31 protein-coding genes and 1 pseudogene are annotated in these 24,760 nt (G+C 70.2%); 17 read left to right on the plus strand and 15 right to left on the minus strand.

Annotated elements, in window-relative coordinates; translation table 11 throughout:
- Positions 1-534 precede the first annotated feature (534 nt).
- The 3 genes from JJ685_RS28350 to JJ685_RS28360 form a co-directional block, all read right to left on the minus strand.
- Positions 535-1,047, minus strand: coding sequence for a DUF4864 domain-containing protein (locus tag JJ685_RS28350; RefSeq protein WP_201677750.1), 513 nt, complete (start codon positions 1,045-1,047; stop codon positions 535-537).
- A gap of 12 nt (positions 1,048-1,059) precedes the next feature.
- A complete protein-coding gene (locus JJ685_RS28355) occupies positions 1,060-1,503 on the minus strand; it encodes a DUF4864 domain-containing protein (RefSeq protein ID WP_201677751.1) in 444 nt (147 codons plus the stop codon).
- Between the two features lie 376 nt (positions 1,504-1,879).
- The gene (locus JJ685_RS28360) at positions 1,880-2,755 is read right to left on the minus strand and encodes an NUDIX hydrolase (protein WP_236599362.1); all 876 of its coding nucleotides are present in this window, start codon (positions 2,753-2,755) and stop codon (positions 1,880-1,882) included.
- Between the two features lie 42 nt (positions 2,756-2,797).
- On the opposite strand from JJ685_RS28360, the gene JJ685_RS28365 reads away from it, so the two are divergent.
- Positions 2,798-3,853 (plus strand): serine hydrolase domain-containing protein, encoded by a 1,056-nt coding sequence (locus tag JJ685_RS28365; RefSeq protein ID WP_201677752.1) that lies wholly within the window; start codon positions 2,798-2,800, stop codon positions 3,851-3,853.
- Here JJ685_RS28365 and JJ685_RS28370 read toward each other — a convergent pair whose 3' ends face one another.
- The 3 genes from JJ685_RS28370 to JJ685_RS28380 all read right to left on the minus strand — a co-directional run bounded on the left by JJ685_RS28370 (position 3,854) and on the right by JJ685_RS28380 (position 5,751).
- Positions 3,854-4,813: a PA2778 family cysteine peptidase gene (locus JJ685_RS28370; RefSeq protein WP_201677753.1), complete on the minus strand. Its 960-nt coding sequence runs from the start codon at positions 4,811-4,813 to the stop codon at positions 3,854-3,856.
- 5 nt (positions 4,814-4,818) lie between these two features.
- A complete protein-coding gene (locus JJ685_RS28375) occupies positions 4,819-5,178 on the minus strand; it encodes a PA2779 family protein (RefSeq protein WP_201677754.1) in 360 nt (119 codons plus the stop codon).
- Between the two features lie 183 nt (positions 5,179-5,361).
- On the minus strand, positions 5,362-5,751 hold the full coding sequence (locus tag JJ685_RS28380; protein WP_201677755.1) for an HPF/RaiA family ribosome-associated protein: 390 nt from the start codon (positions 5,749-5,751) through the stop codon (positions 5,362-5,364).
- A gap of 133 nt (positions 5,752-5,884) precedes the next feature.
- Here JJ685_RS28380 and JJ685_RS28385 point away from each other — a divergent pair, with 133 nt between their 5' ends.
- Entirely contained in the window at positions 5,885-6,550 is a 666-nt protein-coding gene (locus JJ685_RS28385) for an alpha/beta hydrolase (RefSeq protein ID WP_201677756.1), read from the plus strand.
- A 76-nt stretch (positions 6,551-6,626) separates the two neighbouring features.
- Positions 6,627-7,262 carry a YidB family protein gene (locus JJ685_RS28390; protein WP_201677757.1) on the plus strand — a complete coding sequence of 212 codons (636 nt, stop codon included), beginning with the start codon at positions 6,627-6,629 and terminating at the stop codon, positions 7,260-7,262.
- 62 nt (positions 7,263-7,324) lie between these two features.
- Here JJ685_RS28390 and JJ685_RS28395 read toward each other — a convergent pair whose 3' ends face one another.
- Positions 7,325-7,798, minus strand: a complete 474-nt coding sequence (locus JJ685_RS28395) for an SRPBCC family protein (protein ID WP_201677758.1) — start codon at positions 7,796-7,798, stop codon at positions 7,325-7,327.
- A gap of 162 nt (positions 7,799-7,960) precedes the next feature.
- Between JJ685_RS28395 and gshA the strand changes: the two genes are divergently transcribed.
- From gshA to infA, 3 genes are all read left to right on the plus strand, one after another.
- Positions 7,961-9,514 (plus strand): glutamate--cysteine ligase, encoded by a 1,554-nt coding sequence (gshA, locus tag JJ685_RS28400; RefSeq protein WP_201677759.1) that lies wholly within the window; start codon positions 7,961-7,963, stop codon positions 9,512-9,514.
- A 132-nt stretch (positions 9,515-9,646) separates the two neighbouring features.
- Entirely contained in the window at positions 9,647-10,399 is a 753-nt protein-coding gene (locus JJ685_RS28405; RefSeq protein WP_201677760.1) for a hypothetical protein, read from the plus strand.
- 299 nt (positions 10,400-10,698) lie between these two features.
- Complete coding sequence (infA, locus tag JJ685_RS28410; protein ID WP_201677761.1) at positions 10,699-10,962, plus strand: translation initiation factor IF-1; 264 nt, start codon at positions 10,699-10,701, stop codon at positions 10,960-10,962.
- A gap of 70 nt (positions 10,963-11,032) precedes the next feature.
- Here the strand turns inward: infA and JJ685_RS28415 are convergent, their stop codons facing one another.
- Positions 11,033-11,692, minus strand: a complete 660-nt coding sequence (locus tag JJ685_RS28415; protein WP_201677762.1) for a hypothetical protein — start codon at positions 11,690-11,692, stop codon at positions 11,033-11,035.
- Between the two features lie 203 nt (positions 11,693-11,895).
- Between JJ685_RS28415 and JJ685_RS28420 the strand changes: the two genes are divergently transcribed.
- On the plus strand, positions 11,896-12,801 hold the full coding sequence (locus JJ685_RS28420; protein WP_201677763.1) for an SDR family NAD(P)-dependent oxidoreductase: 906 nt from the start codon (positions 11,896-11,898) through the stop codon (positions 12,799-12,801).
- Here the strand turns inward: JJ685_RS28420 and JJ685_RS28425 are convergent, their stop codons facing one another.
- A complete protein-coding gene (locus JJ685_RS28425; RefSeq protein WP_201677764.1) occupies positions 12,802-13,248 on the minus strand; it encodes a hemerythrin domain-containing protein in 447 nt (148 codons plus the stop codon). It abuts the gene before it with no gap.
- A 74-nt stretch (positions 13,249-13,322) separates the two neighbouring features.
- Between JJ685_RS28425 and JJ685_RS28430 the strand changes: the two genes are divergently transcribed.
- Positions 13,323-14,051 carry a 2OG-Fe dioxygenase family protein gene (locus JJ685_RS28430; protein ID WP_201677765.1) on the plus strand — a complete coding sequence of 243 codons (729 nt, stop codon included), beginning with the start codon at positions 13,323-13,325 and terminating at the stop codon, positions 14,049-14,051.
- A gap of 150 nt (positions 14,052-14,201) precedes the next feature.
- Here the strand turns inward: JJ685_RS28430 and bktB are convergent, their stop codons facing one another.
- The 4 genes from bktB to JJ685_RS28450 all read right to left on the minus strand — a co-directional run bounded on the left by bktB (position 14,202) and on the right by JJ685_RS28450 (position 17,540).
- Positions 14,202-15,386 (minus strand): beta-ketothiolase BktB, encoded by a 1,185-nt coding sequence (bktB, locus tag JJ685_RS28435; protein WP_201677766.1) that lies wholly within the window; start codon positions 15,384-15,386, stop codon positions 14,202-14,204.
- Between the two features lie 101 nt (positions 15,387-15,487).
- A complete protein-coding gene (locus JJ685_RS28440; RefSeq protein WP_201677767.1) occupies positions 15,488-16,240 on the minus strand; it encodes an SDR family NAD(P)-dependent oxidoreductase in 753 nt (250 codons plus the stop codon).
- Positions 16,241-16,251: 11 nt separating this feature from the next.
- Entirely contained in the window at positions 16,252-16,869 is a 618-nt protein-coding gene (locus tag JJ685_RS28445; protein WP_201677768.1) for a dioxygenase family protein, read from the minus strand.
- Between the two features lie 32 nt (positions 16,870-16,901).
- Complete coding sequence (locus JJ685_RS28450) at positions 16,902-17,540, minus strand: RluA family pseudouridine synthase (protein ID WP_201677769.1); 639 nt, start codon at positions 17,538-17,540, stop codon at positions 16,902-16,904.
- Here JJ685_RS28450 and JJ685_RS28455 point away from each other — a divergent pair.
- From JJ685_RS28455 to JJ685_RS28465, 3 genes are all read left to right on the plus strand, one after another.
- Positions 17,539-17,910: a DMT family protein gene (locus JJ685_RS28455; RefSeq protein ID WP_201677770.1), complete on the plus strand. Its 372-nt coding sequence runs from the start codon at positions 17,539-17,541 to the stop codon at positions 17,908-17,910. The genes JJ685_RS28450 and JJ685_RS28455 overlap by 2 nt on opposite strands.
- Positions 17,911-17,976: 66 nt before the next feature.
- Entirely contained in the window at positions 17,977-18,624 is a 648-nt protein-coding gene (locus JJ685_RS28460; RefSeq protein ID WP_201677771.1) for a DUF47 domain-containing protein, read from the plus strand.
- 10 nt (positions 18,625-18,634) lie between these two features.
- Positions 18,635-19,645, plus strand: a complete 1,011-nt coding sequence (locus JJ685_RS28465) for an inorganic phosphate transporter (protein WP_201677772.1) — start codon at positions 18,635-18,637, stop codon at positions 19,643-19,645.
- Between the two features lie 66 nt (positions 19,646-19,711).
- On the opposite strand, the gene JJ685_RS28470 is transcribed toward JJ685_RS28465, so the two are convergent.
- Positions 19,712-20,158 carry an NINE protein gene (locus tag JJ685_RS28470; RefSeq protein WP_201677773.1) on the minus strand — a complete coding sequence of 149 codons (447 nt, stop codon included), beginning with the start codon at positions 20,156-20,158 and terminating at the stop codon, positions 19,712-19,714.
- Positions 20,155-20,688 (minus strand): GNAT family N-acetyltransferase, encoded by a 534-nt coding sequence (locus tag JJ685_RS28475; protein ID WP_201677860.1) that lies wholly within the window; start codon positions 20,686-20,688, stop codon positions 20,155-20,157. The genes JJ685_RS28470 and JJ685_RS28475 overlap by 4 nt, the downstream gene beginning before the upstream one ends.
- 139 nt (positions 20,689-20,827) lie before the next feature.
- On the opposite strand from JJ685_RS28475, the gene rpsP reads away from it, so the two are divergent.
- From rpsP to JJ685_RS28505, 6 genes and pseudogenes are all read left to right on the plus strand, one after another.
- Entirely contained in the window at positions 20,828-21,097 is a 270-nt protein-coding gene (gene rpsP, locus JJ685_RS28480; protein WP_201677774.1) for a 30S ribosomal protein S16, read from the plus strand.
- Positions 21,098-21,104: 7 nt separating this feature from the next.
- Entirely contained in the window at positions 21,105-21,698 is a 594-nt protein-coding gene (gene rimM / locus JJ685_RS28485; protein WP_201677775.1) for a ribosome maturation factor RimM, read from the plus strand.
- 10 nt (positions 21,699-21,708) lie between these two features.
- Positions 21,709-22,452, plus strand: coding sequence for a tRNA (guanosine(37)-N1)-methyltransferase TrmD (trmD, locus tag JJ685_RS28490; RefSeq protein WP_201677776.1), 744 nt, complete (start codon positions 21,709-21,711; stop codon positions 22,450-22,452).
- Between the two features lie 107 nt (positions 22,453-22,559).
- Positions 22,560-22,940 (plus strand): annotated as a pseudogene (rplS, locus tag JJ685_RS28495) (50S ribosomal protein L19); the annotation flags it as partial.
- A gap of 73 nt (positions 22,941-23,013) precedes the next feature.
- The gene (locus JJ685_RS28500; protein WP_201677778.1) at positions 23,014-23,730 is read left to right on the plus strand and encodes a CoA pyrophosphatase; all 717 of its coding nucleotides are present in this window, start codon (positions 23,014-23,016) and stop codon (positions 23,728-23,730) included.
- Between the two features lie 34 nt (positions 23,731-23,764).
- The gene (locus tag JJ685_RS28505; RefSeq protein ID WP_201677779.1) at positions 23,765-24,757 is read left to right on the plus strand and encodes a CobD/CbiB family protein; all 993 of its coding nucleotides are present in this window, start codon (positions 23,765-23,767) and stop codon (positions 24,755-24,757) included.
- Positions 24,758-24,760: the final 3 nt, after the last annotated feature.

The raw sequence follows: 24,760 nt of genomic DNA on the forward strand, positions 1-24,760 counted from the left end.
CTTGAAGGGCCGGGAACATTCCCCCTTCAAGGCTGCGCCTCACACCGGGCAACGCAAATGAAAACGCGGTGGCGGCCTGATGGACCAACCACCGCGTCAGCGGTTTAGTTCAACGTAATGTAGCCCGCAGGCTACTGCGGGATAAAACCTGGGGTGCCGGATAGAACCGCCAACCCTGCGTCGCAAGCTCTTGTCGCCGTTCACAAATCTGCATCCGGCGGATTATTCAGCGCAAACAGATGAGCTGGCAAACATCAAAGTGCGGAGAGGCAACAGTGGAGTCGCCCTGTCTTCACTTCGGCGACGATACTGGCGCGCCGCGTGCGCTCGGGCGCCTGCCCAGCGGAGCCCCGAGCGTACAGCCCTCGTCAAGGGGCGCGCGCCCCTCGTCGAGGCGCGCAAGTTTCCTAGAAGCAACACTGGCGTCGTGGAAAGCACCAAACCTCTATCTGCATTGGGATGTGCAGACGAACGGTCGGAATGAGCTAAGTCCTTGATTTCATTAAGAACGAAGACTTGCATCGCGGCCCTTTCTCAGGTCATCACCTGCCGGCCCTCCGGCGTCACCACGCAGCCGCTGATCTTCCACTGGTCGTCCTGCTGCCGATTGAGCAGGTAGGTGAGCGACCAGGACGCGCCATCCTCGTCGGTCAGCCGCACCTTCTGCATCGCGAAGCTGCCGTCGGTCCGGGGCTTGAGGAACAGCAAGCTCGCCGGATGCATCAGCATCGGGTACTCGTCGCGCACGGTGGCGAGGAAGGCCTCGGGGCTGCCGAACTGCGTGCGCAGGCCGACGTCCGCCAGCGCGAAGGCCTCGCCGGCGTTCTCGCGCGCCAGCGCACGCAGCTGCCGCTGCACCACCTGCTGCAGGAGCTGCGGGGAGGCGCTGGGGGTGCCCCACCCGTGCGGCAGGTTCGCGGCGGCCAGGCCGCCACCGAGCAGGAGCGCGGAGAACACGAGGGACCAGCCGACGCCCAGGCGGCGGGCGCCGTGGCGCCGGTGCTGCCCCGGGGATTCCTGGGACGAGAGGGCGATCGGGTACTGCATGGGTGGGAATCCTCAGGTGGAGCGCCAGTCGTTCTCGGCCACGATGCAGGCGCCGATGCGCCACGAGTCGTCCGGCTGGCGTTCCAGGGTGAACAATGCGATCCAGGTCTTGTCGTCCTCGTCGCGCAGCGCGACGGCCTGCAGGACCTGGTCCTTCTCGATCTGCGGAGCCAGGAAGGCGTAACCCGCCGGGTGGTGCACCATCGGATAGTTGCCGCGCACCATGGCGAGGAAGCGGCTCGGGTCGCCGACCGACTGGCGGATCGCGGGCGTGGCCGCGGCGAACGCGGCGTCGGCATCTTCTTCCGAGAACGCCTTCAGCTGCGCCACCACTACCGCCTGCACCTGCTGCACGGCGGGGCCGGTCAGGCTCTCCGCGCGCGCCTTCGACTGCATGCTCGCGGCGGCCAGCGCGATGCCGACCAGGGTGAAGATGCGCATGAACAGCGGGCTCATGAAATGGCTCCCTGACCTTGTGTGTGACGTGGCTGCAGGGTAGGTCCGCCGTGCGGCGCGCCCCTGTAGGCCAACGGCGGTGTCGGTCGTGGGAGCTGCCACAGCACCGATGACGGCGCACATGCGCTCGCGCGCGCAGCGCGTGAATATCAACGGTTCCGGGGGAAGGATGGCGGCCGGCGCGGCCGCAGGGGGAGCCAACCGGCCCACTGGACAATGGTCTCGCTGATCCGCTTGCGGTCGCAGAAGAGTCCGATCCCTGTCTTTGTAGCGCGATGACCGGTTGGCCTTGATGGATTGGAGTCTTCCGGGCCGTGGCGAGTGCGAAGGTCGCGCACGCGAGCGCCTGTAGGCAGGGCTCGGGCGCCCCTGTGGGCTACTCCCCCAGGAGGATGCCCAATCCGGCTTCGGGTTCGAAACGCTCGTTGCGCCAGCACAGGCGGGTGGGCCCGGGCAACAGCTGCTCGCTTTGCGGATGGCCCGGGTCGCCGGGATAACAGAGCACGCGCGTGCCCTCGATCTCGTGGGGCTCGGGCCGGATGCAGGGCGGCTTGCGCGAGCGCGCCGCGGCGAAGGCGCTCGCCACGTCGCGGTGGCGCGCGAGGTGCGTGAGGCTCATGATCTGCGGCGGCGCCAGGTCGATGCGATTGGCCCAGTATTCGCGCAGCGCGGCCCGCGGCGCGATCCACAGGCTCTCGGTGGCTTCGTGTTCGTCGTGCCGCGCGACCTGCCCCGGCGGCACGGCGGCGAGGAAGAAGCGGGTGTCGAAGCGCCGGCGCCCCACGCTGCTGAGGGTGGGCGTGATCCAGCGGGACCAGGGCTGCAGCGCGCCGGCGGCCAGGCGCAGGTCCAGCGCGGCGATCAGTGCGTCGAAGCGCTCGCCGGCGCGCAGCGCCGTCCACGCGCCCACCGCCTGCTCCGGGCTCACGTCCGCGAGCAGCAGCCCCGCTTCTTCGAACAGTTCGCGAATCGCCGCCACGTACAGGGCGCCGGCCTCCGCCGCCGGCAGCTCGGGTTCCCCGAGCTGTGCGTGCAGCACGGACAGTTCGCGATCGAGGCGCGACGCCGATGCCGCATCCTCGGGATCGACCTTGCCGCCGGGGAACACGTACGCGCCACCCAGCACGAAAGACTGGCTGTGCCGGCGCAGCAGCAGGACCTCCAGGTCGTCCGGGCCATCGCGCAACAGGACCACCGTGGCCGAGGGCGCCGGGGTCTCGAAGTTGCGCTTCGTCATCAATTCCAGGGCCATGTCCGGAGTGTCACACGGAAGCGCCCGCGCTATGCTCGGTGCATGCCCGACTTCTCCGATGCCATCCGCTACGCGCAGGGCCACGAAGTGCCGTGGCCGCGCGACCCCGCCGCCGAGCCCGCGAAATGGGGCGTGCACCACGAGGACCCGCCGCCGTACAACCGGTTGCGCGGGCCGGTGCATGCGCGCGGCGGCGTGTCCGGCGTGATCCGCGTCGGCGCCGAGGAAGTCGCGTCCTGGGGCGAGCCTGACCGGGCGGACCTCACGTTCAGTGTCGCCAAGACCTATCTCGCCCTGCTCGCCGGCGTGGCGCAGGGCCGCGGCCTGCTCGATCCCAACGAAAGGATCTCGTCGCGGCTGCCGGGAATCGGCTTCGACGATCCGCATAACCGCGAGATCACCTGGGCCCACATGCTGGAGCAGACCAGCGAGTGGCACGGCAGCTGCCTCGGCATGCCGGACCAGGTGGAACACAACCGCCGCGTGGCGCACGATCCCAAGCCGCCGCAGGGGCGCAAGGGCGAGGCGCGCGCGCTGCAGCGCCCGGGCAGCTACTGGGAATACAACGACGTGCGCATCAACCAGCTGTCGCTGGCGCTGCTGCACCTGTACCGCCAGCCGCTGCCCGAAGTGTTCGGGCAGTCCGTGCTGCAGCCGCTCGGTGGCGGGCGCGATTTCCGCTGGGTCGGCTACGACGACGCCTGGGTCGACATCGGCGGGCTGGGCATGCAGTCGGTGCCGGGCGGCACGCACTGGGGCGCGGGGGTGTCGATCAGCGCCCGCGACCAGGCCCGCATCGGGCAACTGCTGCTCGATGGCGGCATCCATGCGGGCCAGCAGCTGGTTCCCGCCGCCTGGGTCGAGCGCATGCAACAGCCTTGCGCCATCGCGCCCTTCTACGGCTGGCTCACGTGGCTCAATCGCCAGGGCGGCATGTTCGCCGATGCCTCGCGCGAGAGCTGGTTCATGGTCGGCGCCGGGGGGCACTACGTGTGGATGGACCCGAAGCACCGCGCGGTGGTGGTGGTGCGCTGGATCGACCCGGCGCACTCGCCGGGCTTCGTCACGCGCGTGGCGCGCGTGCTGGCGGGGCGCTAGTCAGCGCAGCCGCTCCTCGATCAGCCGCCGCGTGGAGCGCACCTCGCCCGCGAACGGGCTCTGCGGGTCCTGCGCCTGGTCGATCAGCGCCAGCGCCTCGGCGTTGCGGCCCTGGTCCGACAGGGTCTGCGCCAGGTTGTTGATCAGGACCACGGAATGCGGGAACCGCCGCAGGGCGCCGCGCAGCACGCCCGCGGCCTCGTCCAGCGCGCCGCCCGCATGCAGCTGGTTGGCCAGTCCGACGGCGGCCGGCAGGCTGTCGGGCCAGCGCGCCAGCGCGGCGCGGTAGCCGCGCACCGCCGCCTCGTTGGGGCCCGCGCGCGCGAGTCCCAGCAGCGCCTCCAGCCAACGGGCTTCGGTGGCCGTGGCCGGGATGTCTTCGGGCTGCGTGACGACCATCGCCCAGTACCCGCCCGCCCGCCAGGTGCGTTCGAAGTACGAGAAGGGCATTTCCTGCCGCGACTGCAGCCCCGAGCGCAGCAGCATCGTGCCGCTCGCGTAGTCGAACCCGTTCACGACGGCGTAGTGCCACTCGGGCAGCAGCAGCCCGACGTCCTGCAGCACCACGACAGGGTGGTCCGCGGCGAGTTCGCGCAGCAGGTCCGCATAGCGGGCCTCGAGCCGGTAGCCCACCAGCCCGTGCCGGCGCGGGGCGGCCAGCATCTCCACCTGCAGGCTGCCCCGGCGCGCGGGCAGCCAGACCTCTCCGACCAGCAGCTCGGGGCGCACGGGCGCGCCGGCGAACTGCATCGCCATCGCCAGCGCGGCCGGCCCGCACTGGTAGTCGCCCTGGGGAAAGAAGGGGACCTGCGCGAGCTCCAGTTGCAGCGGAACCCCGGCCGGCCAGCCGGTGCGCAGCGCGACGGTCTGGGGGATCAGCGTGCTGCAGCCCGCGAGCAGGAACACGGCCGCCGCCAGGGCGAACCGCCGGGCCCGGCGCAGGGCCGAAGTCGCCGGCATCCCCTTTACTTGCGGATGGCGTAGTACCAGATCAGGGCGGCGACGAGCACGATCGCGACCCAGCCCCAGGTGCTGACGCCTCCCGCCGGGGCCGCCTGCATGTCCTGCGCCAGGGCATGCACTTCCTGCTCCGTCATGCCCTGCACGCGCTCGCGTGCCGCGCGCGGGTCGACGCCTGCGGCCTGCAACTGCGCGGCCACGTCCGCGCGGTCCAGCGCGGCGAGCACCAGGGCGCGCTCGGGGCTGGTCGTGCCGGCCGCGGCCTGGTCGGCGCCGATGAGGCCGGCGCGCGCGGTCTGGAACGACAGCGCCAGCAGCGAAACCACCAGCACCCGGCAGGTCGTTTTTCTCAGTGCGAGATTCATGGAATGCGCTCCTTGTTTCTTGGTCCCGCTTGCACGGAGGGCCGGCAAACGCGGAGCGCCATTTACGCACGCAGCATGCCCCCGCGGCGGGGCAGGCCACGGATCGGAAACACGTCGATGCAGGTGTTGCCAATCGTGTCTGCGCTGCGCCGCAGCCTTGAGGCACGCGGGCGGGGGCAGGGATCAGGACTGGGGCGGAAGGGCGGTGCCCTCCAGGGCTTCGGGGTCGCGGCGGATCGTTTCGCGCACGCGGTGTTCGCGGCGATCGAGCTTGCCGAAGGCGTGCTCCAGCGCATGCTCCAGCTTGTCGGCGGCGCCGCGGAAGGCCAGGTTCTGGTCGGGGCCGTAGTTGGTGACGGCGATCGGGGCCCGGCCGTTGATCCGGGCCTCCATCATGCAGCGCTTGTCGATGCCACCGCCCTTGTTCGAGTGGTTCTCGTCCGTCAGCTGCACTTCGACGCTGGTGATGTCCTGGTCGAAGCGGCCGAGGTGCTCGTTGAGGTAATCGCTGGCCCAGCGTTCGAGCGCGTCCTTGTTGTCGATGTCGTTGCTGGTGTTGACTTGCACTTTCATGCGGTTTCCTTTCAGCGTCTGCTCCCATCCTGCGGACGGCCGGGCTGCGCGTAAGTCGGGACGCTTTCCATAGGGCTGTCGGACGCGGCTTGCAGCCGCGCGCAGGCTATGCTCGGCATCGAAGGAGACACGCATGCTCGACATCATCGAGGCGGAGTCGGGTCCGGACCCGACCGCCACCATTCTGATCCTCCACGGCCTCGGCGCGGACGGCAATGATTTCGTCCCGATCGCCGAGGAACTGGAACTGGGGCAGGTGGGGCCGGTCCGCTTCATCTTCCCGCATGCGCCGGTGATGCCGGTGACCCTCAACAACGGCTATCGCATGCGGGCCTGGTACGACATCCTGGGCTTCGAGGAAGGCGCGCCGCAGGACGAGGCCGGCCTGCGCCACTCGCAGCAACTCGTGGAGGCGCTGCTCAAACGCGAGAAGGAGCGCGGCGTGCCGGCGCACCGGATCGTGCTGGGGGGCTTCTCGCAGGGCTGCGCGATCTCGCTGCTGACCGGCCTGCGCCATCCCGAACGGCTGGCCGGCATCATGGGCCTTTCGGGCTACCTCCCGCTGGCGGACAAGACCGCCGCGGAGCGCAGCAGCGCCAGCCTCCGGACCCCGATCTTCCTCGCCCACGGCAGCCACGACGAAGTCGTGGCGCTGGAGCGCGCGGAGTCCTCGCGCGACACGCTGCAGGCGCTGGGCCACGAGGTGGAGTGGCACGAGTACCTCATGGGCCACGCGGTCAACCCGCTGGAGATCGAGGAACTGAACGCCTGGCTGGTGCGCGTGCTCTCCGCGGCGTAACGCCGACCTTCGCCTACAGGGGCGCCCGGGCGCCGCCCCAAGATCGAAAGCATCCACGCAAAAGAAGGAGCTTTCGATGAACACCAATCCCTTGCTGGGCCAGGTCCTCGGCGGCCTGTTCGGACAGGCGATGCGCCAGCGCGGCATGCGCGGCGGCATGGGCGGCGGCATGGGCGGCGGCCTCGGCGGCGGCACGGGTGGCGGCATGGGCGGAGCCCTCGGCGGCATCGCGCTGGGCAGCGTGCTGGCCGGCATGATGCGCGGCCGCGGGCAGGGCCAGCCCATGGGCGTGCCCGGCGGCAAGCGGCCCTACGCGAACCAGACCGCCCTGCTGGTGATGCTGTTGCCGCTGGCCATGCGCTGGGTGCAGCGCAATGGCGGCATGGACGGCGTCCTCGACAAGTTCCGCCAGAAGGGGCTGGGCCGGCAGGCGCAGTCCTGGATGTCCACCGGCGACAACGAGACGATCGACAGCGGCTCCGTGGAGCAGGTGGTGGGCCGCGAGGAACTGCAGCAGATGGCCCAGCGCCTCGGCGTGCCCGAGGAGCAGGTGGCGCAGGCCTTCGCCGAGATCATGCCGGAGATGGTCGACAAGTTGACCCCGGACGGCCGCATGCCGCAGGAAGCGGACGCGGTGCTGGACGAAAGCACCCGCACGCTGGAAAAGGAGATCGAGGACGTGCAGTACCGGGAGGTCTCGCCGCCCCAGTGACGCCCCGGCGTCATTCCCGCGCAGGCGGGATTCAAGGATGGACTCGCCGCGCGCGGCGAGTCTCATACCTCCCCGCCGAACTCCTTGATCAGGTTGTCGATGTACTTCTCGATGGCCTTCTCGAACTCGTTCTCCACCACCGGCTTCACCACCGGCTTCATCAGCCCCGGCAGCGGCACGTCCACCGTGCCCTCGACGTTCAGCACGCAGTTGGTGGACCGTCCCTTCGTGTCCGTGATCTTCCAGCTGCCGCCGACGAGGGCGTTGCCGACGCCCTGCACGGGCGTCCAGGTCACCGTGCCCAGGTTCCTGTCGCTCACGTACTTGCTGGCGTACACGGTCTGGATGTTCACCTGCTCGGTGCCCACCTTCTTCATCTCCAGCTTGTAGACCCCGTCGCCCAGATCGGTGAGGCGGTCCACCTTGGGGAAGTGCGACACGGAACGCGGCACGTCCGACAGCACCGCGAACACCTCCTCGAACTTCGCCCGCACCTCGAATTCGTAGCCCAGCTCGATCTTCACGCTCACGCTCATGGTGGCCTCCCGTTGCGAACCGAACGCGGCCATTCTGCACCCCGCTCCGGGGAAACCACAACGCCCGCCCCCAGGCTCAGGTTGACCGCCCGCAAGCAGGCTTTGTGCAAAGGTGTTAACTTCGCACGCAACGAGATCCCGAGGGTGGCGAGAATAATTTCCATGAGCAAACTGCAACAGGCCTTGAGCACGCTGGCGCCCGCGCGGTTGCAAGGCATCCGGCGCGGCATCGAGAAAGAGAGCCTGCGCGCCGCGGCGGGGGGAGCGCTGGCGCTGACGCCGCACCCGGCGGCGCTCGGCTCTGCGCTGACGCATCCGCACATCACCACCGACTACAGCGAATCCCAGCTCGAGCTGATCACCGGCGTGCACGCCAGCGTGGAGCAGTGCCTGGGGGAGCTCACCCACGTCCACCAGTTCGTCTACCGCGCCCTCGGGGACGAACTGCTGTGGGTCAGCAGCATGCCCTGCGCGCTGCCGGCGGACGAGAACATCCCGATCGGCCGCTACGGCTCCTCGAACGTCGGGCGCGCCAAGAGCGTCTACCGCGTCGGCCTGGCGCACCGCTACGGCCGCCGCATGCAGACCATCTCCGGCATCCACTACAACTGGTCGATGCCCGGCGTGAGCGATGCCGAGTACTTCGGCCTGATCCGGAACTTCCGCCGGCACGCATTCCTGCTGCTGTACCTGTTCGGCGCCTCGCCCGCCGCCTGCGCGAGCTTCGTCACCGGCCGCAAGCACGAACTGCAGACCCTGTCGCAGGGCACGGTCTACATGCCCTACGGCACCTCGCTGCGCATGGGGCGCCTCGGCTACCAGAGCGACGCCCAGGCCTCGCTGGCGGTGAGCTACAACAGCCTGGAAGGCTATGCCACGTCGCTGTACGACGCGCTGACGCGGCCCTATCCGGCCTACGAGGCGATCGGCATCGTCAACCCCGGCGGCGAGTACAACCAGCTCGCCACCAGCCTGCTGCAGATCGAGAACGAGTTCTACGGCACCATCCGGCCGAAGCGCGTGATCCGGCCCGGCGAGCGCCCGCTGCACGCGCTGCGCGAGCGCGGCGTGGAGTACGTGGAGGTGCGGCTGATGGACCTGGACCCCTTCGTGCCGATCGGCATCAAGGCCCAGACGCTGCGCTTCCTCGACGTGTTCCTGCTGCACTGCCTGCTGGCGGACAGCCCCGAGGACACGCCGCAGGAGATCGCCGCGCTCGGCCGCAACCAGCACCGCACCGCCGCCTTCGGGCGCGACCCGGCGCTGCTGCTGGAACGGGACGGCCGCGAGGTCAAGCTCACCGACTGGGGCGCAGAGGTGCTGGAGCAATGCGTGCCGATCGCGGCGCTGCTCGATTCTGTGCATGCCACCAGCGACTACTCCGACGCCCTGCGCGCGGGGCAGGCGCTGCTGGCCACACCGGACATGCTGCCCTCGGCGCGCGTGCTCGCCGCGATGGCGCGCGACCACGACAACGGCTTCGGGGCCTTCGCCCGCGCGCAGTCGCAGCAGGCCAAGGACAAGCTGCTGAAGCTGCCCTACGGCGGCGCCCTGCACCAGCGCATGGAAGCGCTGGCGGCGCAGTCGGTGCGCGACCAGGCCGCGGTCGAAGCGGGCGACTCCATGCCCTTCGAGCAGTACCGGCAGCAGTACGTCGCGCCCGAGCGGCTGGGCCGCGGCCAGAGCGCCGTCGCGCCGGCTCTGGCGGCGGTCTAAGCGTCCGCTGGCGGCCGTCTGGCCGCCCGCAGTCGGCCGGGTCCGACCTGCAAAGCGGATGCGGGCGGACACGCCGGCGTCCATGGCTGACCTCAAAGTGCATGTCGCCCGCACCGACTCCCGAGGACACCCATGGACCTGAAGCTCCGCCTGCCGCTGTTGCTGGCCCTGCTGCTGGCCGAGACCACCTGCGCGACGATCGCGCTGGCCGAGTCGCCCATGCCGGACCCTATCGCCCCGGCGGTGATCGGCCGGCCGCTCGACCAGATCCGCCCGGTGCAGCCCCGCAAGCCGGAGGCACGCAAGCCGACGACACCCCCACCCGCCAAGATGGCGCGCCAGCCGGTTCCCGCGCCCCGCGCCGTCACCGGGGGCGCCCCGGTGCAGAAGGCCGCCGTGCCGCGGGCCGCCGAGCCCGGCGCCGGGGCCGCCCTGGCGCAGAAGGCCGCCGTCCCGCGGGCCGCCGCGCTCGGCGCCGGTGCCGCCGCGGCCTCGCGCGACGACGACGGGCAACCCGCCCCTGCGCGGCAGGCCAAGCAGGCGCTGGACGACCGCGCCGACCCGCGACTGCGTACCGACGACGTCGGCAAGGGCACCCACTTCGCGCGCAAGCCGCTGGGCCCGGGGGCCTATTTCGACGACAAGGACCGGGCCGCCGTGCGCAAGTACTACGAGGCCCATCCCGCGGCCGGCCAGGCGGCGAACTGGCAGGTCGGGCAGGCGGTGCCGCGCGGTGCGGCGGTCGCGACGGTGCCGCAGGACCTGCGCTCCAGCCTGCCCAAGCTGCCGCCCGGCCACCGCTACCTGCGCGTGGACGGCGAACTGGTGCTGGTCGCGTCCGGCTCCGGCATGGTGGTGGACGGCATCAGCCGCATCCCGAACTGAGGCCCCCCGAAAAGGAGCGGCGGCAGCCGCTCCGAACGCTCCGGGCCGCATCGCGGACAACCCCTTCCCGGCACGAATCGTGCGGGCGGCTTACAATCGCGGGATCTGGGGCTGGACTGCATGGCGTGCGCGGCCGGCCCCTAAGCAGACCCCGCCCTGCAGCTGCAAGGCCTGGAACGCGCAGGTCTGCATGCACCGGCCCCTTGGCCGGCCGATATACCCACGGCAAGGCTCCTGCCCTGAGCAGGTCGCGGCGTCGTTTCGCACGAGCGGGCGGGAGCCGTCCCAGAAGGATCTGCATGGCGAAGGAAGAACTGATCGAAATGAACGGCCGCGTGGCCGAAATCCTGCCGGACTCGCGGTACCGCGTGATCCTGGACAACGGCCACGAACTGGTGGCCTACACCGGCGGCAAGATGCGCAAGAACCACATCCGCATCATCGCGGGCGACCTGGTGAGCCTGGAGCTCTCGCCCTACGACCTGACCAAGGGCCGGATCATGTTCCGCCACCTGCCGAACCGCAACACCGGCGGCGCGCCGCCGCCCCACCGCCGTCGCTGACGCGCTTCGCGCCCCAAAATCAAGAAAGGGCTGCCCCGGGGCAGCCCTTTTGCTTTTGGGGCGCGCGCCCTCAGAACGAGGCCGGCCGGGTGGCGGCGTAGGCGCGGTCGCCGCCTGCGGCGGCATGCTTGCGCATGTCGGCGTCGCGCAGGGCCAGCAGGGCCTCGAGATCGGCCCGCACGTCGTCCAGCGGCTTGGAGCCTTCCAGCGCGGTCGGCCCGGCGATGACGTCGCCGAAACTGCTCGGCTGCGTCAGGGGCGCCGGGGCGGTCTGCGGCGGCGGGGCCGTCCAGGCCCCGGGATGCGGAAGGCGCGGGCAGACGCTCTTGTCCTCCAGCGCGATCTGCCACGAGAAGCCCATCAGCCAGTTGGACGCCAGCGGGTCGAGCGCCTGCAGCCGGCCGGTGAATTCGGATTCGAAGGCCACCGCGCATTCCAGCAGGCGCGGATCCCAGTGGCGGACCAGGAAGCGCACGTGCAGGCCGGTGTCGCGCCGCGACGGGCTGCTGGTGCGCAGCATGTCGGCGGACAGCCAGCTCGGCGGGATGCCGTTGCGGATGAGGGTTTCGCGCAACACCACCTTCAGCAGGTCCTTGCGGACGGACTGCGAGGTGCTCCCGGCCTGGGTGAGCTGGGAATCGAATTGGGTGCTCGGAGCGCCGCCGGAAGTCCGTGCCCTGGCCACGGCGGGGGCCGGCTTGCGCCCGAGCAACGTATCGAAGATTCCCATGGAATGGCTTCCTCCTGAGGATGCGGAGCAGGCGGGGTGCGCTGCGGGACCGCGTTCACGGGTTTTAGTTTTACATATTGATTCAAAATCGCGCGACCGGCAGACCGGCGGGCGGCACCGCCGGGCGGGAAAGTCGACCGCCGGGCAGTCAGGCTCATGCGCTACAGTGCCCGATCTTCCGAACACGGCAATGGGAGGCCGGGATGGCACTGGATTTCAGCGGCCGGGTGGCGATCGTCACCGGCGCGGGCGGCGGACTGGGGCGCGAACACGCGCTGGCGCTGGCGGCGCGCGGCGCGCGGGTGGTGGTCAACGACCTCGGCGGGGCGGTCGACGGCTCCGGCGGTTCCCTCACCGCGGCCGAGCGGGTCGTGGCGGAGATCCGCGCCGCCGGCGGCGAGGCCATTGCCAACGGTGCCTCGGTGACCGACTTCGGCGCCGTCCAGGCCATGGTGCAGCAGGCGATGGACACCTGGGGCCGGGTCGACGTGCTGGTCAGCAACGCCGGCATCCTGCGCGACAAGACCTTCGCCAAGATGGACCTGGCGGACTTCCGCCAGGTGCTGGACGTCCACCTGATGGGCGCCGTCCACTGCTGCAAGGCGCTGTGGCCGGTGATGACGGCGCAGAAGTACGGTCGCATCGTGCTGACGACGTCCTCCACGGGCCTGTACGGCAACTTCGGCCAGACCAACTACGGCGCCGCCAAGCTGGCGCTGGTGGGCCTGATGCAGACGCTGGCGCTGGAAGGCGCCAGGGCGGACATCCGGGTCAACTGCCTGGCGCCCACGGCGGTGACGCGCATGACCGAATCCCTGCTGCCGCAGGACATGCTGGAGGCCTTCGGCCCGGAGGCGGTCGTGCCGGCGATGCTGGTGCTGGCGAGCGAGGAAGCGCCCACGCGCACCACCCTGTGCGCGGGCGGCGGCGGGGTCGAGGCGGCCCACGTCACGCTGACCCACGGCGCCTGGATCGGCTCCGGCCCGCAGGCCCCGGAAAGGCTGCTGGCGCAACTGGATGCCGTGCGCGACCGCCGCGGCGAGATGGTGCCGGCCAACGGTTCGGAGCAGGGCACCAACGAGCTGCGGCTGCTGCGCGAGCAGCGCTGATCAGGCGATCGCTTCGGCCGGCAGCGCGTCCGGCCGGCTCACCTCGCCGGTATGGGGGTCGAACCCGAGCCCCCGCAGGTGCAGCACCAGCGCGGCGTCCATGGTCTGGGCATGGTGCGGAAACCAGACCGCCACTTCCCGGATCACCTTGCGGATCGGCGCCAGGTCGCCCCGCGCCGCCGCGGCCGCCCCGTGCCGCAGCACCTGCAGCACCGCCTTGTGCTGCGTCGCATGGCAGTTGCCCAGCGCGAAGCCGGTGGCCAGCATCCATTCGTCCTCGCGGGCGAAGTGCTCGGTGGTGTGCTCGACCAGCTCGTCCCACAGCGCCGGCAGCGTCGCGTCGTCCGCGGCCTCGGCGCGCGCGAGCAGGGCGACGAATTCCTCGTGGGTGTCGTCCATGGGGGGCAGTCCGAGCTTCAGGCCGTCGGTCCAGGGCAGTGCGGGCATGGCGGTCTCCGGTGCGGAAGGCCAGCTTAGGAGCCCGTTGCGGGGGCGGGTTTGATGCAGGCTAAGCTTCATGGATGCTCCTGCATCCCGCCTATACCTATCCCGAACAGCTGCTGACGCAGATGCGCCAGCAGGGCTACGCCGTGCTCAGCCCGCAGGGCGTCGCCCAGCTGTGCGGCTGCGCCGCCGCTGAACTGCAGGCGCTGGGACCGGCATGGGCCGATCTCGCGCCCGACGCCTACCTGAAGGACGGCGGCCGCTACCGCCGGCGGCGCCATTCCTCGTTCGTCGCGGAAGGCGGGAGCCTCGCGCAGGCGCCGCACCGGGCGCACTGGCAGCCGCTGGAATACAACGCGCTGCACGGCGGCATGCAGCGCTGGTTCGAGCCGGTCCAGCCGCAGGTGGTGGCGCAGCCCGCGTGGAAGCGCCTGCTGCTCGCCCTGGCGGGCGTGGCCAGCGACCTGAAGGGGCCGCGGCCCTGGTACCTGGAGGCGCACCAGTTCCGGATCGACACCGCCGGCGGCATCGGCCGCCCCACGCCCGAGGGCGCGCACCGGGACGGCGTGGACCTGGTCGCCGTCTTCCTCGTCGCCCGCGAAGGCATCAAGGGCGGCGAAACGCGCGTCTTCCAGGCCGACGGCCCGGCGGGCCAGCGCTTCACACTCACCGAACCCTGGAGCGCGCTGCTGCTGGACGACGAACGCGTGATCCACGAAACCACGCCGATCCAGCCGCTGGGGGAGGCGGGGTTCCGCGACACGCTGGTGCTCACGTACCGCGCGGGGGGGTTCCAGGACGCGTGAAAACCGAACAGCCGAACGCAGAGGACGCAGAGATTACGCAGAAGACGCAGAAGAACATCCTTTTGAAGAATGTCTTTTCTGCGTCCTCTGCGAATCCTCTGCGCCCTCTGCGTTCGGCTGTTCGGTTTGACGCCCCGACGGGGCGCTCCCTCAGATCCGCTCGAAGATCGCCGCGATGCCCTGGCCGCCGCCGATGCACATCGTGACCAGCGCGTAGCGGCCGCCGGTGCGCTTCAGTTCGTGCAGCGCCTTCACGGTGATCAGCGCGCCGGTGGCGCCGATCGGGTGGCCCAGGGAGATGCCGGAGCCGTTCGGGTTGACCTTGGCGGGATCGAGCTCCAGGTCCTTCACCACCGCGCAGGCCTGCGCCGCGAACGCCTCGTTGGCCTCGATCACGTCGAGCTGGTGGGCGCCGATCTTCGTCTTCTCCAGCACCTTGCGCGTGGCCGGCACCGGGCCGATGCCCATGTACTTGGGATCCACGCCTGCATGGGCCCAGCCCACCAGGCGGGCCAGCGGCTGCAGGCCGCGCTTCTCGGCCACGCTGCGCTCCATCAGCACCACCGCCGCGGCGGCGTCGTTGATGCCGGAGGCGTTGCCGGCCGTCACCGTGCCGTTCTCCTTCAGGAACACCGCCTTCAGCTTGGCCATGTCCTCCATCTTCGCGCCCGGGCGGAAGTGCTCGTCGGCGGCGAACTGGGTGTCGCCCTTCTTCGACTTCAGCGTGACCGGCACGATCTGGTCCTTGAACCAGCCGTTGGCGGTGGCCCGCTCGGCGCGGTTGTGGCTCTCGACGGCCAGGCGGTCCTGGTCCTCGCGCGTGATGCCCCACTTGGCGGCGATGTTCTCCGCCGTCACGCCCATGTGGATGTTGTGGAAGGGATCGTGCAGCGCGCCGATCATCATGTCGACGATCTTCGCGTCGCCCATGCGCGCGCCCCAGCGGGCGGTGAGGTCTGCATAGGGGGCGCGCGTCATGTTCTCCGCGCCGCCGCCGATCGCGATGTCGGAGTCGCCCAGCAGGATGGTCTGCGCCGCCGACACGATCGCCTGCAGGCCGGAGCCGCACAGGCGGTTGACGTTCATGGCGGGCGTGCCCTCGCCGCAGCCGCCGTTGATCGCGGCCACGCGCGACAGGTACATGTCGCGCGGTTCGGTGTTGACGACGTGGCCGAACACCACGTGCCCGACGTCCGCCCCGTCGACCTTGGCGCGCGCCAGGGACTCGCGCACGACCAGCGCGCCGAGTTCGGTCGGGGGAATGTCCTTCAGGCTGCCGCCGAAGGTGCCGATGGCCGTGCGCACCGCGCTGACGGCAACCACTTCACGTGTCATGGGGGGAATCTCCTGGTTCAAAGGCCGGAAAAAGAGAGGCCGGAGGCTAAGGCCTCCGGCTTACACCGACATTGTGCCCGCCCGATCGCGGGCTTCCGCTGCTAGGCCCTGACGTCGGCGACCGGATCGACGCCGAAATCGGGCCGCTCGAGGAAGGCGAGCACACGCCGCGCGGCCTCTTCCGGCGAAGTGAGCATGCCCTTGTCTTTCAGTCCTACGAAGTTCCCCATATCCGGAAAGAGATCGGGATCGGCGCCACGCAGCTGCACCTGCATGTCGGTGTCGATCACGCCGGGCGCCAGCGAACAGATCCGGGCGCCGTTGTCCTGCCTGGCCTGCTCCAGGGCGATGCAGCGGCTGAAATGGTCCAGGCCCGCCTTGGCGGCGCAATAGGCCGCCTGCGAGGCCATGGCGCGCCGCCCCAGGCCCGAGGAGATGTTGAGGATGCGCCGCGGCACCTTCCATCCCGCCGTGGCTTGCAGGAAGGCGGCGGCCAGCAGCATGGGCGCCTCCAGGTCCACCCGCATCGCCTCGGCCAGTTGCTCCGCCGGGATCTCCTCCAGCGGCGCGATGCGCGGGATCAAGCCGGCGTTGTTGATCAGCGTGACGGACGCGAAGCGCCCGCTGTCCTGCCCCTCCAGCCAGGTCTCCAGCCGCGCCGCCGCCGTCGCGGCGCGGGCGAGGTCCTGCGGCCACTGCTCGCAGTGCCGGGCGGCGCGGGCGGCCTGCTGCGCGAGTTCCTCGCTGGTCCTGCGCGAGATGCACAGCAGGTCGTGGCCGGCGGCGAGCAGCTGGCGCGCCATGGCCAGGCCCATGCCGCGCGAGGCGCCGGTGAGGATGGTGAGGTGGGTCATTGTCCGGTGGTTCAGGTGGCGATGACGATGGGGAAGGTGGCGCGCACGCCGTCGGGGCCGTCGCGGAAGGGCACCGTCAGGAGCTCGCGGTCCGCGCCCAGGTTGCGCCAGAGGAAATCGCGTTCGTTGCGCGGCTCGCCCTCGACATAGAGCTGCGTGGTGAGCAGCTCGCGCCGCTGCATCTTCACCTTGACGTGGATGTGCGGGGTGCGGCCGGTGTAGGGCACGGGCCGGATCGTGCGGAAGCGGTAGCGGCCGTCGCTGCCGACGGTGACGCGGCCGAAGCCCTGGAAGTTCGGGTCGGCGTGGCCGCCGTCGCCCGGGTGGTGGTAGTGGCCGGCGTGGTCGCACTGCCAGATCTCCACTTGGGCGCCGGCGAGCGGCTTGCCGTCCAGGTCGCTCACCACGCCCTCGACCCAGGCCGGCTCGCCGCTCGTGTACTGCAGCGTGCCGTTGCGCAACAGGTCGCCGTCGCTGTCCTGGGGCAGGCTGACGGGATAGAAGGGCCCTTCGGTCTGCCCCGGCGTCGGCCGGCGGGGCGCGGCGGGCTGCGCGCGCACGCCCGTCCAGCAGGCGGGCAGGGCGACCAGTGCGGCGGCGACGGTGCGGCGGCTCAGGCGCGTGCTCATGGCGGACCTCCCGGAAGTGCCCGGCCAGTGTCTCAGAAGGGCGGCGTGCTGTCGAAGGCGAGGGGTTCGCCCGACACCGGATGCGCGAGCCGCAGCGACTTCGCGTGCAGCAGCAGCCGGGGCGCGCGCTCGCGCACCGGCGGCGGGGCGTAGAGCGCATCCCCCAGGATCGGGTGGCCGATGGCCAGCAGGTGCACGCGCAACTGGTGCGAACGGCCGGTGACCGGCTCCAGTTCCAGCCGGCTGTGGTCCCCGTGCGCCTCCAGGACCCGCCAGTGCGTGGTGCTGGGCCGGCCCGTTTCGGGGTCGACCTTCTGCAGCGGCCGGTTGGGCCAGTCGGCGGCGAGCGGCAGGGCGATCGTGCCTTCGGTCCCCGGCGCGCCGAGCCGTCCTTCCACCACGGCCTCATAGCGCTTGTCCACCGCCCGCTCCGCGAAGGCGCGGCTCAGCAGCCGCTGCACGTGGAGGCCGCGCCCCATGAGGAACAGGCCCGACGTGGCCATGTCCAGCCGGTGAACGACGAGCGCGTCGGGCCACAGGCGCTGGGCCCGGGCCGACAGGCAGTCCTGCTTGTCTTCGCCGCGGCCGGGCACGGCCAGAAGGCCGGCGGGCTTCTCCAGCACCAGCAGGTGCTCGTCCACGTAGACCAGGCCTTCGGATAATGCTGCCATGCCCGCGCTGACTTCCTTTCTTCCTCTTTCCCTGCAGACCGTGCTGCTGCTGGTCGCTTCCAACGTGTTCATGACCTTCGCCTGGTACGGCCACCTGCGCAGCCTGGCCACGGCGCCCTGGTACGCGGCCGCCTTCGTGAGCTGGGGGATCGCGCTGGCCGAATACCTGCTGCAGGTGCCGGCCAACCGCATCGGCTTCCAGCAGGCCGGCTTCAGCGTGGGCCAGCTCAAGATCATGCAGGAAGTGATCACCCTGGCCGTGTTCCTGCCGTTTTCTGTCTACTTCCTGAAGGTGCCCATGAGGCTCGATTACCTCTGGGCCGCCCTGTGCATGGTGGGCGCGGTGTATTTCATATTCCGCAACGGTTGACCAAGGGCGGCGGGTAAACTCCCCGGCGGTTCCCAAAACACACAAGTACTCCTCCCCGGAGCGCCCATGCTCTTCAAGAAACTGCTCCCGAAAGAAGGCAACTTCTTCGAATTGTTCAACCAGCACGCGGAGCGGATCGTCGAAGCGGCCCACGCCTTCTCCCGGCTGGTGGCCAACTACAACGACGCCAACCTGCGCGACCAGCACAACCGCGAAGTCGACCACGCCGAGCGCTCCGCCGACAAGGTGACGCACGAAGTCAACCGGCTGATCCACTCCACCTTCATCACGCCGATCGACCGCGAGCAGATCCACACGCTGATCAACACGATGGACGACGTGGCCGACCTGATCCAGGACTCGGCCGAGACCATGGCGCTGTACGACGTGCGCCACATGACCGCCGAGATCACCCGCCTGACCGACCTGAGCGTGCGCTGCTGCGAGCAGGTGCGCGACGCGGTGTCGCACCTGAGCAAGCTGTCGGACCACAACACGGCCCAGGCCGCGCTGAAGACCTGCGAGGAGATCGACAAGATCGAATCCGAGGCCGACCGCGTGATGCGCTCCGCGATGAGCAAGCTGTTCCGGGAAGAGCCGGACGTGCGCGAGGTGATCAAGCTCAAGGCCATCTACGAGCTGCTGGAGACGATCACCGACAAGTGCGAGGACGTGGCCAACGTCGTCGAAGGCATCGTGCTCGAGAACTCCTGAGGACCGCGCGATGGTAGCGACGCAAACGGCCCTGTGGGTCGTGGTCCTGCTGGTCGTGGTGGCGCTGCTGTTCGACTTCATGAACGGCTTCCACGACGCGGCCAATTCGATCGCCACGGTGGTGTCCACCGGGGTGCTGAAGCCGACGCAGGCGGTGGCCTTCGCCGCCTTCTTCAACGTGGTGGCCGTGTTCATCTTCCACCTGAGCGTGGCAGCCACGATCGGCAAGGGCATCGTGGAGCCGGGGATCGTGGACACCCACGTGGTGTTCGGGGCGCTGGCCGGGGCGATCACCTGGAACGTGATCACCTGGTGGTACGGCATCCCCAGCAGCTCCTCGCACGCGCTGATCGGCGGCATCTGCGGCGCCGTGATCGCCAAGGCCGGCGCCGGCCAGCTGATCGCCTCGGGCATCTGGAAGACGGTGATCTTCATCTTCATCTCGCCGACGCTGGGTTTCATCCTCGGCTCGCTGATGATGGCCATCGTGTCGAACATCTTCCGCTCGACCCGCCCCTCGCGCGTGGACAAGTGGTTCCGCCGGCTGCAGCTGATCTCGGCCGGCGCCTACAGCCTGGGCCACGGCGGCAACGACTCGCAGAAGACGATCGGCATCATCTGGATGCTGCTGATCGCCACCGGCTACGTCGCCGCCGGCGACAAGAGCCCGCCGACCTGGGTGATCGCCACCTGCTACACGGCCATGGGCCTGGGCACCATGTTCGGCGGCTGGCGCATCGTGAAGACGATGGGCCAGAAGATCACCAAGCTCAAGCCCGTGGGCGGCTTCTGCGCGGAAACGGGCGGTGCCCTGACGCTGTTCCTCGCGACCGCCCTGGGCATCCCGGTGTCCACCACCCACACCATCACCGGCGCCATCGTCGGCGTGGGATCCACCCAGCGCATGAGCGCGGTGCGCTGGGGCGTGGCGGGCAACATCGTGTGGGCCTGGATCTTCACGATCCCCGCCAGCGCGTTCGTCGCGGCGATCGCCTACTGGGCCAGCCTGAAGCTGTTCTGACCGCCTTGCACCCTCCCCTGCGGGGGAGGGGTGGGTGGGGCGCTCCCTCTCCCGCTTGCGCCGGCCTCACTCGCTGATCCGCCGCCCCTCTTCGACCTGGGCCTCGAAATAGCGCTGGAAACTGAAGGCGATGCTCGCCATCAGCACCCCCGCGCCGACCGCCAGCGACAGGGCCACGGCGAACACCGTCCCCCAGTGGGTCGCGCCCGGTTCGGCCTCCTGCGGCGCGCCGGGGTTGAAGCGGGCGTTCCACTTCTCGCGCGGCATCAGCCCGTAGACGATGGCATTGAGGCAGCACGCCGCGATGGTGAACCCGAGCAGGGGCACCAGCAGCCAGCTCAGGACGTCGTCCTGCCCGTACTGCTGCACCCGCTCGATGCCGTAGAGGCCCGCCGCGGTCGGGATCGGCAGCAGCCAGCCGATCGTGTCGCCGAAGCCGCGCAGGTAAAAGCGATGCAGCCCCAGTGGCCCGCCCAGGAACGCGAGCCACGCCGCCAGGGTCTTGCTCTTCACTTCGTCGGCGCTTCCGGGGCGCTGCGGCTGCCCTCCCCGAGGGCCTTTTCCATCAGTACGATGTCCAGCCAGCGGTCGAACTTCCAGCCGCAGGCCTCGATCTTCCCGGCGTGCCGGAAGCCCACGGCGCGGTGCACGCCGATGGAGCGCACGTTGTCCGAGTCGCCGATCACGGCGATCAGCTTGCGCAGGCCCATGGCCTCGGCCTGCCTCGTCAGTTCCGTCAGCAGCTTGTTGCCGATGCGCTGGCCGGCCGCCTTCGGGTCCAGGTAGATGGAGTCCTCCGCGGAATAGCGGTAGGCCGGCCGCGGCTTGAACCACTGGCAGTAGGCGAAGCCCAGGACCTGGCCGTCGTTGTCGGCCACCAGGTAGGGCAGGCCCTTGGCGAGCACGTCGCCCCGGCGGGCGGCCATCTCCGCCTCGGTGGGCGGGGTGGTCTCGAAAGTGCCGGTTCCGTGCAGCACGTGGTGGGCGTAGATGGCGGTGATCGCCGGGACGTCGGCATCGGTACTCGGCCGCAAAGTCAGCATAGGGCAGAACAAGTTATAATCGTGGGCTTTTCGGCGTGTCGCTGGCCGGGTGGCCAGTCGCGTGTCTCAACGCCGGAAGAACATCAGCGCGCCGGCGAAACAGAAACTGCCGGCACGTCGTCCACCCGAAGGATAAATCATGGTCGTCATTCGACTCTCCCGCGGCGGTTCCAAGCACCGTCCGTTCTACAACATCGTCGTTGCCGACAAGCGGGTGCGCCGCGACGGCCGCTTCATCGAGCGCCTGGGCTTCTACAACCCGGTCGCCAAGGAAGGCGAAGAGAAGCTGCGCGTGGCGCAGGACCGCCTGACGTACTGGAAGGGCGTCGGCGCCCAGGCGTCCCCGACGGTCGAGCGCCTGCTGACGCAGGCCCCTGCCGCCCCGGCCGCCGCTCCCGCCCAGGCCTGATCTCCCGATGGCCGCGCCCGGCCGTCCGGCAGCCTCGCTGCCACCGGACATCGAACCCGCGGAGCTTCCCGCGGATGCCATCGAAGTCGGGCGCATCCTCGACGCCTGGGGCGTCAAGGGCTGGCTCAAGGTCCTGCCCCACAGCGCCGACCCGCAGGCGCTGTTCTCCTCCACGCGCTGGTACCTGCAGCCGTCCGACAAGGGCCCGCAAGCCTTTGCCGGCACGGTGCTGCTGCGCGTGCGGGAGACGAAGGAGCATTCCGATTCCGTGGTCGCCCGGGCGGACGCCGTGGAAGACCGCAACACCGCGGAAATGCTCCGCGGCGCACGCATCTTCGTGCCGCGTTCCTCCTTCCCCACCGCCTCCGACGACGAGTACTACTGGGTCGACCTGATCGGCCTGGAAGTGGTCAACCGCGAAGGCGTGCACCTGGGCCGGGTCAGGGACCTGATGGCCACCGGCCCCCAGACCGTGCTGGTGGTGGAGTACGAGCAGGAGGGCAAGCCGCAGGAGCGCATGCTGCCCTTCGTGGCCGCCTACGTCGACGACGTGAACCTGCGGCAGCGCCGCATCACGGTGGACTGGCAGCCCGATTACTAGTCGCGGCGGCATGCGGTTCGACGTCCTCACCCTCTTTCCCGAGCTGTTCGCCCCCTTCCTGGCCGCCGGCGTGACCCGCCGCGCCTTCGAGACGAAGCAGGTCGACGTGCGCCTGTGGCAGCTGCGCGATCACGCCGAAGGCAACTACCGGCGCGTCGACGACCGGCCCTTCGGCGGCGGCCCGGGCATGGTCATGCTGGCCGCGCCCCTGGCGCGCTGCCTGGCCGCGGTCCGGGCGGACCGGGGCGACGCCGCGCCGCTGGTCCTGTTCTCCCCGATCGGCGAGCGGCTGGACCATGCCGGCGTCGAGCGCTGGTCGGCCAGCGCCGGGGCGATCCTGCTCTGTGGCCGCTACGAGGGCGTCGACCAGCGCTTCATCGACCGCCATGTCGACGTGCAGCTGAGCCTGGGCGACTTCGTCCTCTCCGGCGGCGAGATCGCCGCGATGGCGCTGCTGGACGCGGTGGCCCGGCTGCAGCCCGGGGTCCTGAACGACGCCGACAGCCACCAGGAAGACAGCTTCAACCCCGCCCTCGACGGCCTGCTGGATTGCCCCCACTACACCCGGCCGGAAGAGTGGGAGGGCGTGCGGGTGCCGGAGGAACTGCTGTCCGGCCACCATGCCCGTATCGAGGCCTGGCGGCGCCAGCAGCGGCTGGCGGTGACGGCGAAGCACCGGCCGGACCTGATCGCCGCCGCCCGCCAATCGGGCCGGCTGAACCGCGCCGACGAGGATTTCCTGCGCACGCTATAATGGCCGGCTTTCCGATCCTCTACCCGGCCGTCCGGGCCCCTTCACCCCGGTGAAGCGAAGCCAGGACCATTCCAAGAGCAGCCGCAGGCACGATCGCTGAGGAAACCATGAACCTGATCCAGACCCTCGAGCAAGAGGAAATCGCCCGCCTGGGCAAGAACGTCCCCGCATTCGCCCCCGGCGACACCGTGATCGTCTCGGTGAACGTCGTCGAAGGCACCCGCAAGCGCGTGCAGGCCTACGAAGGCGTGGTGATCGCCAAGCGCAACCGCGGCCTGAACAGCGCCTTCACGGTGCGCAAGATCTCCAGCGGCGAAGGCGTGGAGCGCACGTTCCAGACCTACAGCCCGCTGATCGCCGGCATCGAGGTGAAGCGCCGCGGCGACGTCCGCCGCGCCAAGCTGTACTACCTGCGCGAGCGTTCCGGCAAGTCGGCCCGCATCAAGGAAAAGCTGGCCCACACCCAGAAGGACAAGGCGGCCGCCGCGGAGTAACGCAGCGCCCCCTTGCGACGAACCGCCGCCGGCCTCGCAGCCCGCGGCGGTTTTTCTTTGCGACGCCATGCCGATCGACCCCGCCGCCACCATCCCGCCGGACACGCCCCTGTCGAAGCTGCCCGGCTTCGACCCGCGGGAGGTGCCCGTGCTCGCGGCCGACGAGCACCTGCCTGCCATCGCCCCGGCGCACCTCGCGCCCGAGGCGCTGCGCCAGCGCTTCGCCTGGCCGCCGCAATGGCAGCCGGAACTGCGGCTGGAACCGGCCTTCACCAACCGCCGGACGGCGCTTGCTTCGGTGCTTATCCCGGTGGTGACGCGCGAGCGGCCCATGGTGCTGCTGACGCAGCGCACCGCGCACCTGTCCACGCATTCGGGCCAGGTGGCCTTCCCCGGCGGCAAGCGGGACGACACCGACGTGGATGCCGCCGATACCGCGCTGCGCGAGGCGCACGAGGAGATCGGCCTCGACCGCGCGCTGGCCGAAGTGATCGGCGAGCTGCCCACGTACACCACGGGCACGATGTTCGTGATCACGCCGGTGGTGGCGCTGGTCCGCCCGGAGTACCACCTCGCGCTCAACGCGCACGAGGTGGCCGATGCCTTCGAGGTCCCGCTCGATTTCCTGATGGACCCCGCGCACCACCGCCGCCACGCGCTGGAGTTCGGCGGCTCGCGGCGCGAGTGGTTCTCGATGCCTTACCGCGACGGGGAGCGGGAGCGCTTCATCTGGGGCGCGACGGCGGGAATGCTGCGCAACCTCTATCGCTTCCTGGCGGCCTGAAAGTCCCGCGCGGCGACGCGGCTATGATCCGCCCATGTCCTTCTTCGCGATCCTGTTCGCACTGCTGATCGAGCAGGTGCGACCGCTGGGAGCGCACAACCCCATCCACGCCGGGCTGCGTGTCTGGGCGCGCTGGGTGAGCCGCAACTTCGACGCGGGCGGGCCGCAGCACGGGTGGGTGTGCTGGCTGCTCGCCGTGGCTGCGCCGGCGCTGCTGGCGCTCGGCATCCACTGGGGCCTCCTGATGACGCTCGGCTGGCCCGCGTCCATGGTGTGGAGCGTGCTGGTCCTGTACGTCACCCTCGGCTTCCGCCAGTTCAGCCACCACTTCACCGGCATCCGCGACGCGCTGGAAGCGGGCGACGAGACCCGCGCCCGCGAACTGCTGGCGCGCTGGCAGCGCGTCGATGCGAGCGAACTGCCCCGCAGCGAGATCGTGCGGCACGTGATCGAGTACTCGGTGCTGGCCGCCCACCGCCACGTGTTCGGGGTGCTGGCCTGGTTCTCCATCCTCGCCGCCTTCGGCCTCGGGCCGGCCGGCGCGGTGCTGTACCGCATGGCCGAATTCGTGGTCCGCTACTGGCGCTATCGCAACCGCATGCAGCTGCAGCCGGCCAGCGAGGCGCTGCAGTCGGCCGCCGCGCGTGCCTGGCTGGCCGTGGACTGGCTGCCCGCGCGCATCACCGCCATCGCCTTCGCGGTGGTGGGCAGCTTCGAGGAGGCGATCGACTGCTGGCGCAACTACGCCCAGCGCTTCCCGAACGACAATGACGGCGTGATCCTCGCGGCCACGTCGGGCGCGGTGAACGTGCGCCTCGGCGGCGAGTCGCTCAAGCCGGTGTTCGCGCCGGACGGCGCGCAGATCTTCCAGACCACCGGCGGCGAGCCGACGATGGACACTGCCAGCACGCCCGGACGTGAGGCGGAGATCGCGCACCTGCGCAGCATCGTCGGACTGGTGTGGCGCTCGGTGGTGCTGTGGATGGTGCTGCTGGCGTTGCTGACGCTGGCGCGCCTGCTCGGGTAGGCG

This window comes from Ramlibacter monticola (assembly GCF_016722785.1).
Taxonomy (GTDB): Bacteria; Pseudomonadota; Gammaproteobacteria; order Burkholderiales; family Burkholderiaceae_C; genus Ramlibacter; species Ramlibacter monticola.

What these genes read in the sequence shown, in the direction of transcription:
- JJ685_RS28455 (WP_201677770.1), top strand. Translation starts at nt 17,539, where the DNA reads ATGCCCGCGCTGACTTCCTTTCTTCCTCTTTCCCTGCAGACCGTGCTG.
- JJ685_RS28505 (WP_201677779.1), top strand. Translation starts at nt 23,765, where the DNA reads ATGTCCTTCTTCGCGATCCTGTTCGCACTGCTGATCGAGCAGGTGCGA.
- JJ685_RS28465 (WP_201677772.1), top strand. Translation starts at nt 18,635, where the DNA reads ATGGTAGCGACGCAAACGGCCCTGTGGGTCGTGGTCCTGCTGGTCGTG.
- JJ685_RS28365 (WP_201677752.1), top strand. Translation starts at nt 2,798, where the DNA reads ATGCCCGACTTCTCCGATGCCATCCGCTACGCGCAGGGCCACGAAGTG.
- JJ685_RS28500 (WP_201677778.1), top strand. Translation starts at nt 23,014, where the DNA reads ATGCCGATCGACCCCGCCGCCACCATCCCGCCGGACACGCCCCTGTCG.
- JJ685_RS28450 (WP_201677769.1), bottom strand. Translation starts at nt 17,540, where the DNA reads ATGGCAGCATTATCCGAAGGCCTGGTCTACGTGGACGAGCACCTGCTG.
- JJ685_RS28405 (WP_201677760.1), top strand. Translation starts at nt 9,647, where the DNA reads ATGGACCTGAAGCTCCGCCTGCCGCTGTTGCTGGCCCTGCTGCTGGCC.
- JJ685_RS28360 (WP_236599362.1), bottom strand. Translation starts at nt 2,755, where the DNA reads ATGGCCCTGGAATTGATGACGAAGCGCAACTTCGAGACCCCGGCGCCC.
- JJ685_RS28355 (WP_201677751.1), bottom strand. Translation starts at nt 1,503, where the DNA reads ATGAGCCCGCTGTTCATGCGCATCTTCACCCTGGTCGGCATCGCGCTG.
- trmD (WP_201677776.1), top strand. Translation starts at nt 21,709, where the DNA reads ATGCGGTTCGACGTCCTCACCCTCTTTCCCGAGCTGTTCGCCCCCTTC.
- rimM (WP_201677775.1), top strand. Translation starts at nt 21,105, where the DNA reads ATGGCCGCGCCCGGCCGTCCGGCAGCCTCGCTGCCACCGGACATCGAA.
- JJ685_RS28395 (WP_201677758.1), bottom strand. Translation starts at nt 7,798, where the DNA reads ATGAGCGTGAGCGTGAAGATCGAGCTGGGCTACGAATTCGAGGTGCGG.
- JJ685_RS28425 (WP_201677764.1), bottom strand. Translation starts at nt 13,248, where the DNA reads ATGCCCGCACTGCCCTGGACCGACGGCCTGAAGCTCGGACTGCCCCCC.
- JJ685_RS28380 (WP_201677755.1), bottom strand. Translation starts at nt 5,751, where the DNA reads ATGAAAGTGCAAGTCAACACCAGCAACGACATCGACAACAAGGACGCG.
- rpsP (WP_201677774.1), top strand. Translation starts at nt 20,828, where the DNA reads ATGGTCGTCATTCGACTCTCCCGCGGCGGTTCCAAGCACCGTCCGTTC.
- JJ685_RS28350 (WP_201677750.1), bottom strand. Translation starts at nt 1,047, where the DNA reads ATGCAGTACCCGATCGCCCTCTCGTCCCAGGAATCCCCGGGGCAGCAC.
- JJ685_RS28460 (WP_201677771.1), top strand. Translation starts at nt 17,977, where the DNA reads ATGCTCTTCAAGAAACTGCTCCCGAAAGAAGGCAACTTCTTCGAATTG.
- bktB (WP_201677766.1), bottom strand. Translation starts at nt 15,386, where the DNA reads ATGACACGTGAAGTGGTTGCCGTCAGCGCGGTGCGCACGGCCATCGGC.
- JJ685_RS28430 (WP_201677765.1), top strand. Translation starts at nt 13,323, where the DNA reads ATGCTCCTGCATCCCGCCTATACCTATCCCGAACAGCTGCTGACGCAG.
- JJ685_RS28385 (WP_201677756.1), top strand. Translation starts at nt 5,885, where the DNA reads ATGCTCGACATCATCGAGGCGGAGTCGGGTCCGGACCCGACCGCCACC.
- JJ685_RS28375 (WP_201677754.1), bottom strand. Translation starts at nt 5,178, where the DNA reads ATGAATCTCGCACTGAGAAAAACGACCTGCCGGGTGCTGGTGGTTTCG.
- JJ685_RS28440 (WP_201677767.1), bottom strand. Translation starts at nt 16,240, where the DNA reads ATGACCCACCTCACCATCCTCACCGGCGCCTCGCGCGGCATGGGCCTG.
- infA (WP_201677761.1), top strand. Translation starts at nt 10,699, where the DNA reads ATGGCGAAGGAAGAACTGATCGAAATGAACGGCCGCGTGGCCGAAATC.
- gshA (WP_201677759.1), top strand. Translation starts at nt 7,961, where the DNA reads ATGAGCAAACTGCAACAGGCCTTGAGCACGCTGGCGCCCGCGCGGTTG.
- JJ685_RS28390 (WP_201677757.1), top strand. Translation starts at nt 6,627, where the DNA reads ATGAACACCAATCCCTTGCTGGGCCAGGTCCTCGGCGGCCTGTTCGGA.
- JJ685_RS28420 (WP_201677763.1), top strand. Translation starts at nt 11,896, where the DNA reads ATGGCACTGGATTTCAGCGGCCGGGTGGCGATCGTCACCGGCGCGGGC.
- JJ685_RS28445 (WP_201677768.1), bottom strand. Translation starts at nt 16,869, where the DNA reads ATGAGCACGCGCCTGAGCCGCCGCACCGTCGCCGCCGCACTGGTCGCC.
- JJ685_RS28370 (WP_201677753.1), bottom strand. Translation starts at nt 4,813, where the DNA reads ATGCCGGCGACTTCGGCCCTGCGCCGGGCCCGGCGGTTCGCCCTGGCG.
- JJ685_RS28415 (WP_201677762.1), bottom strand. Translation starts at nt 11,692, where the DNA reads ATGGGAATCTTCGATACGTTGCTCGGGCGCAAGCCGGCCCCCGCCGTG.
- JJ685_RS28475 (WP_201677860.1), bottom strand. Translation starts at nt 20,688, where the DNA reads ATGCTGACTTTGCGGCCGAGTACCGATGCCGACGTCCCGGCGATCACC.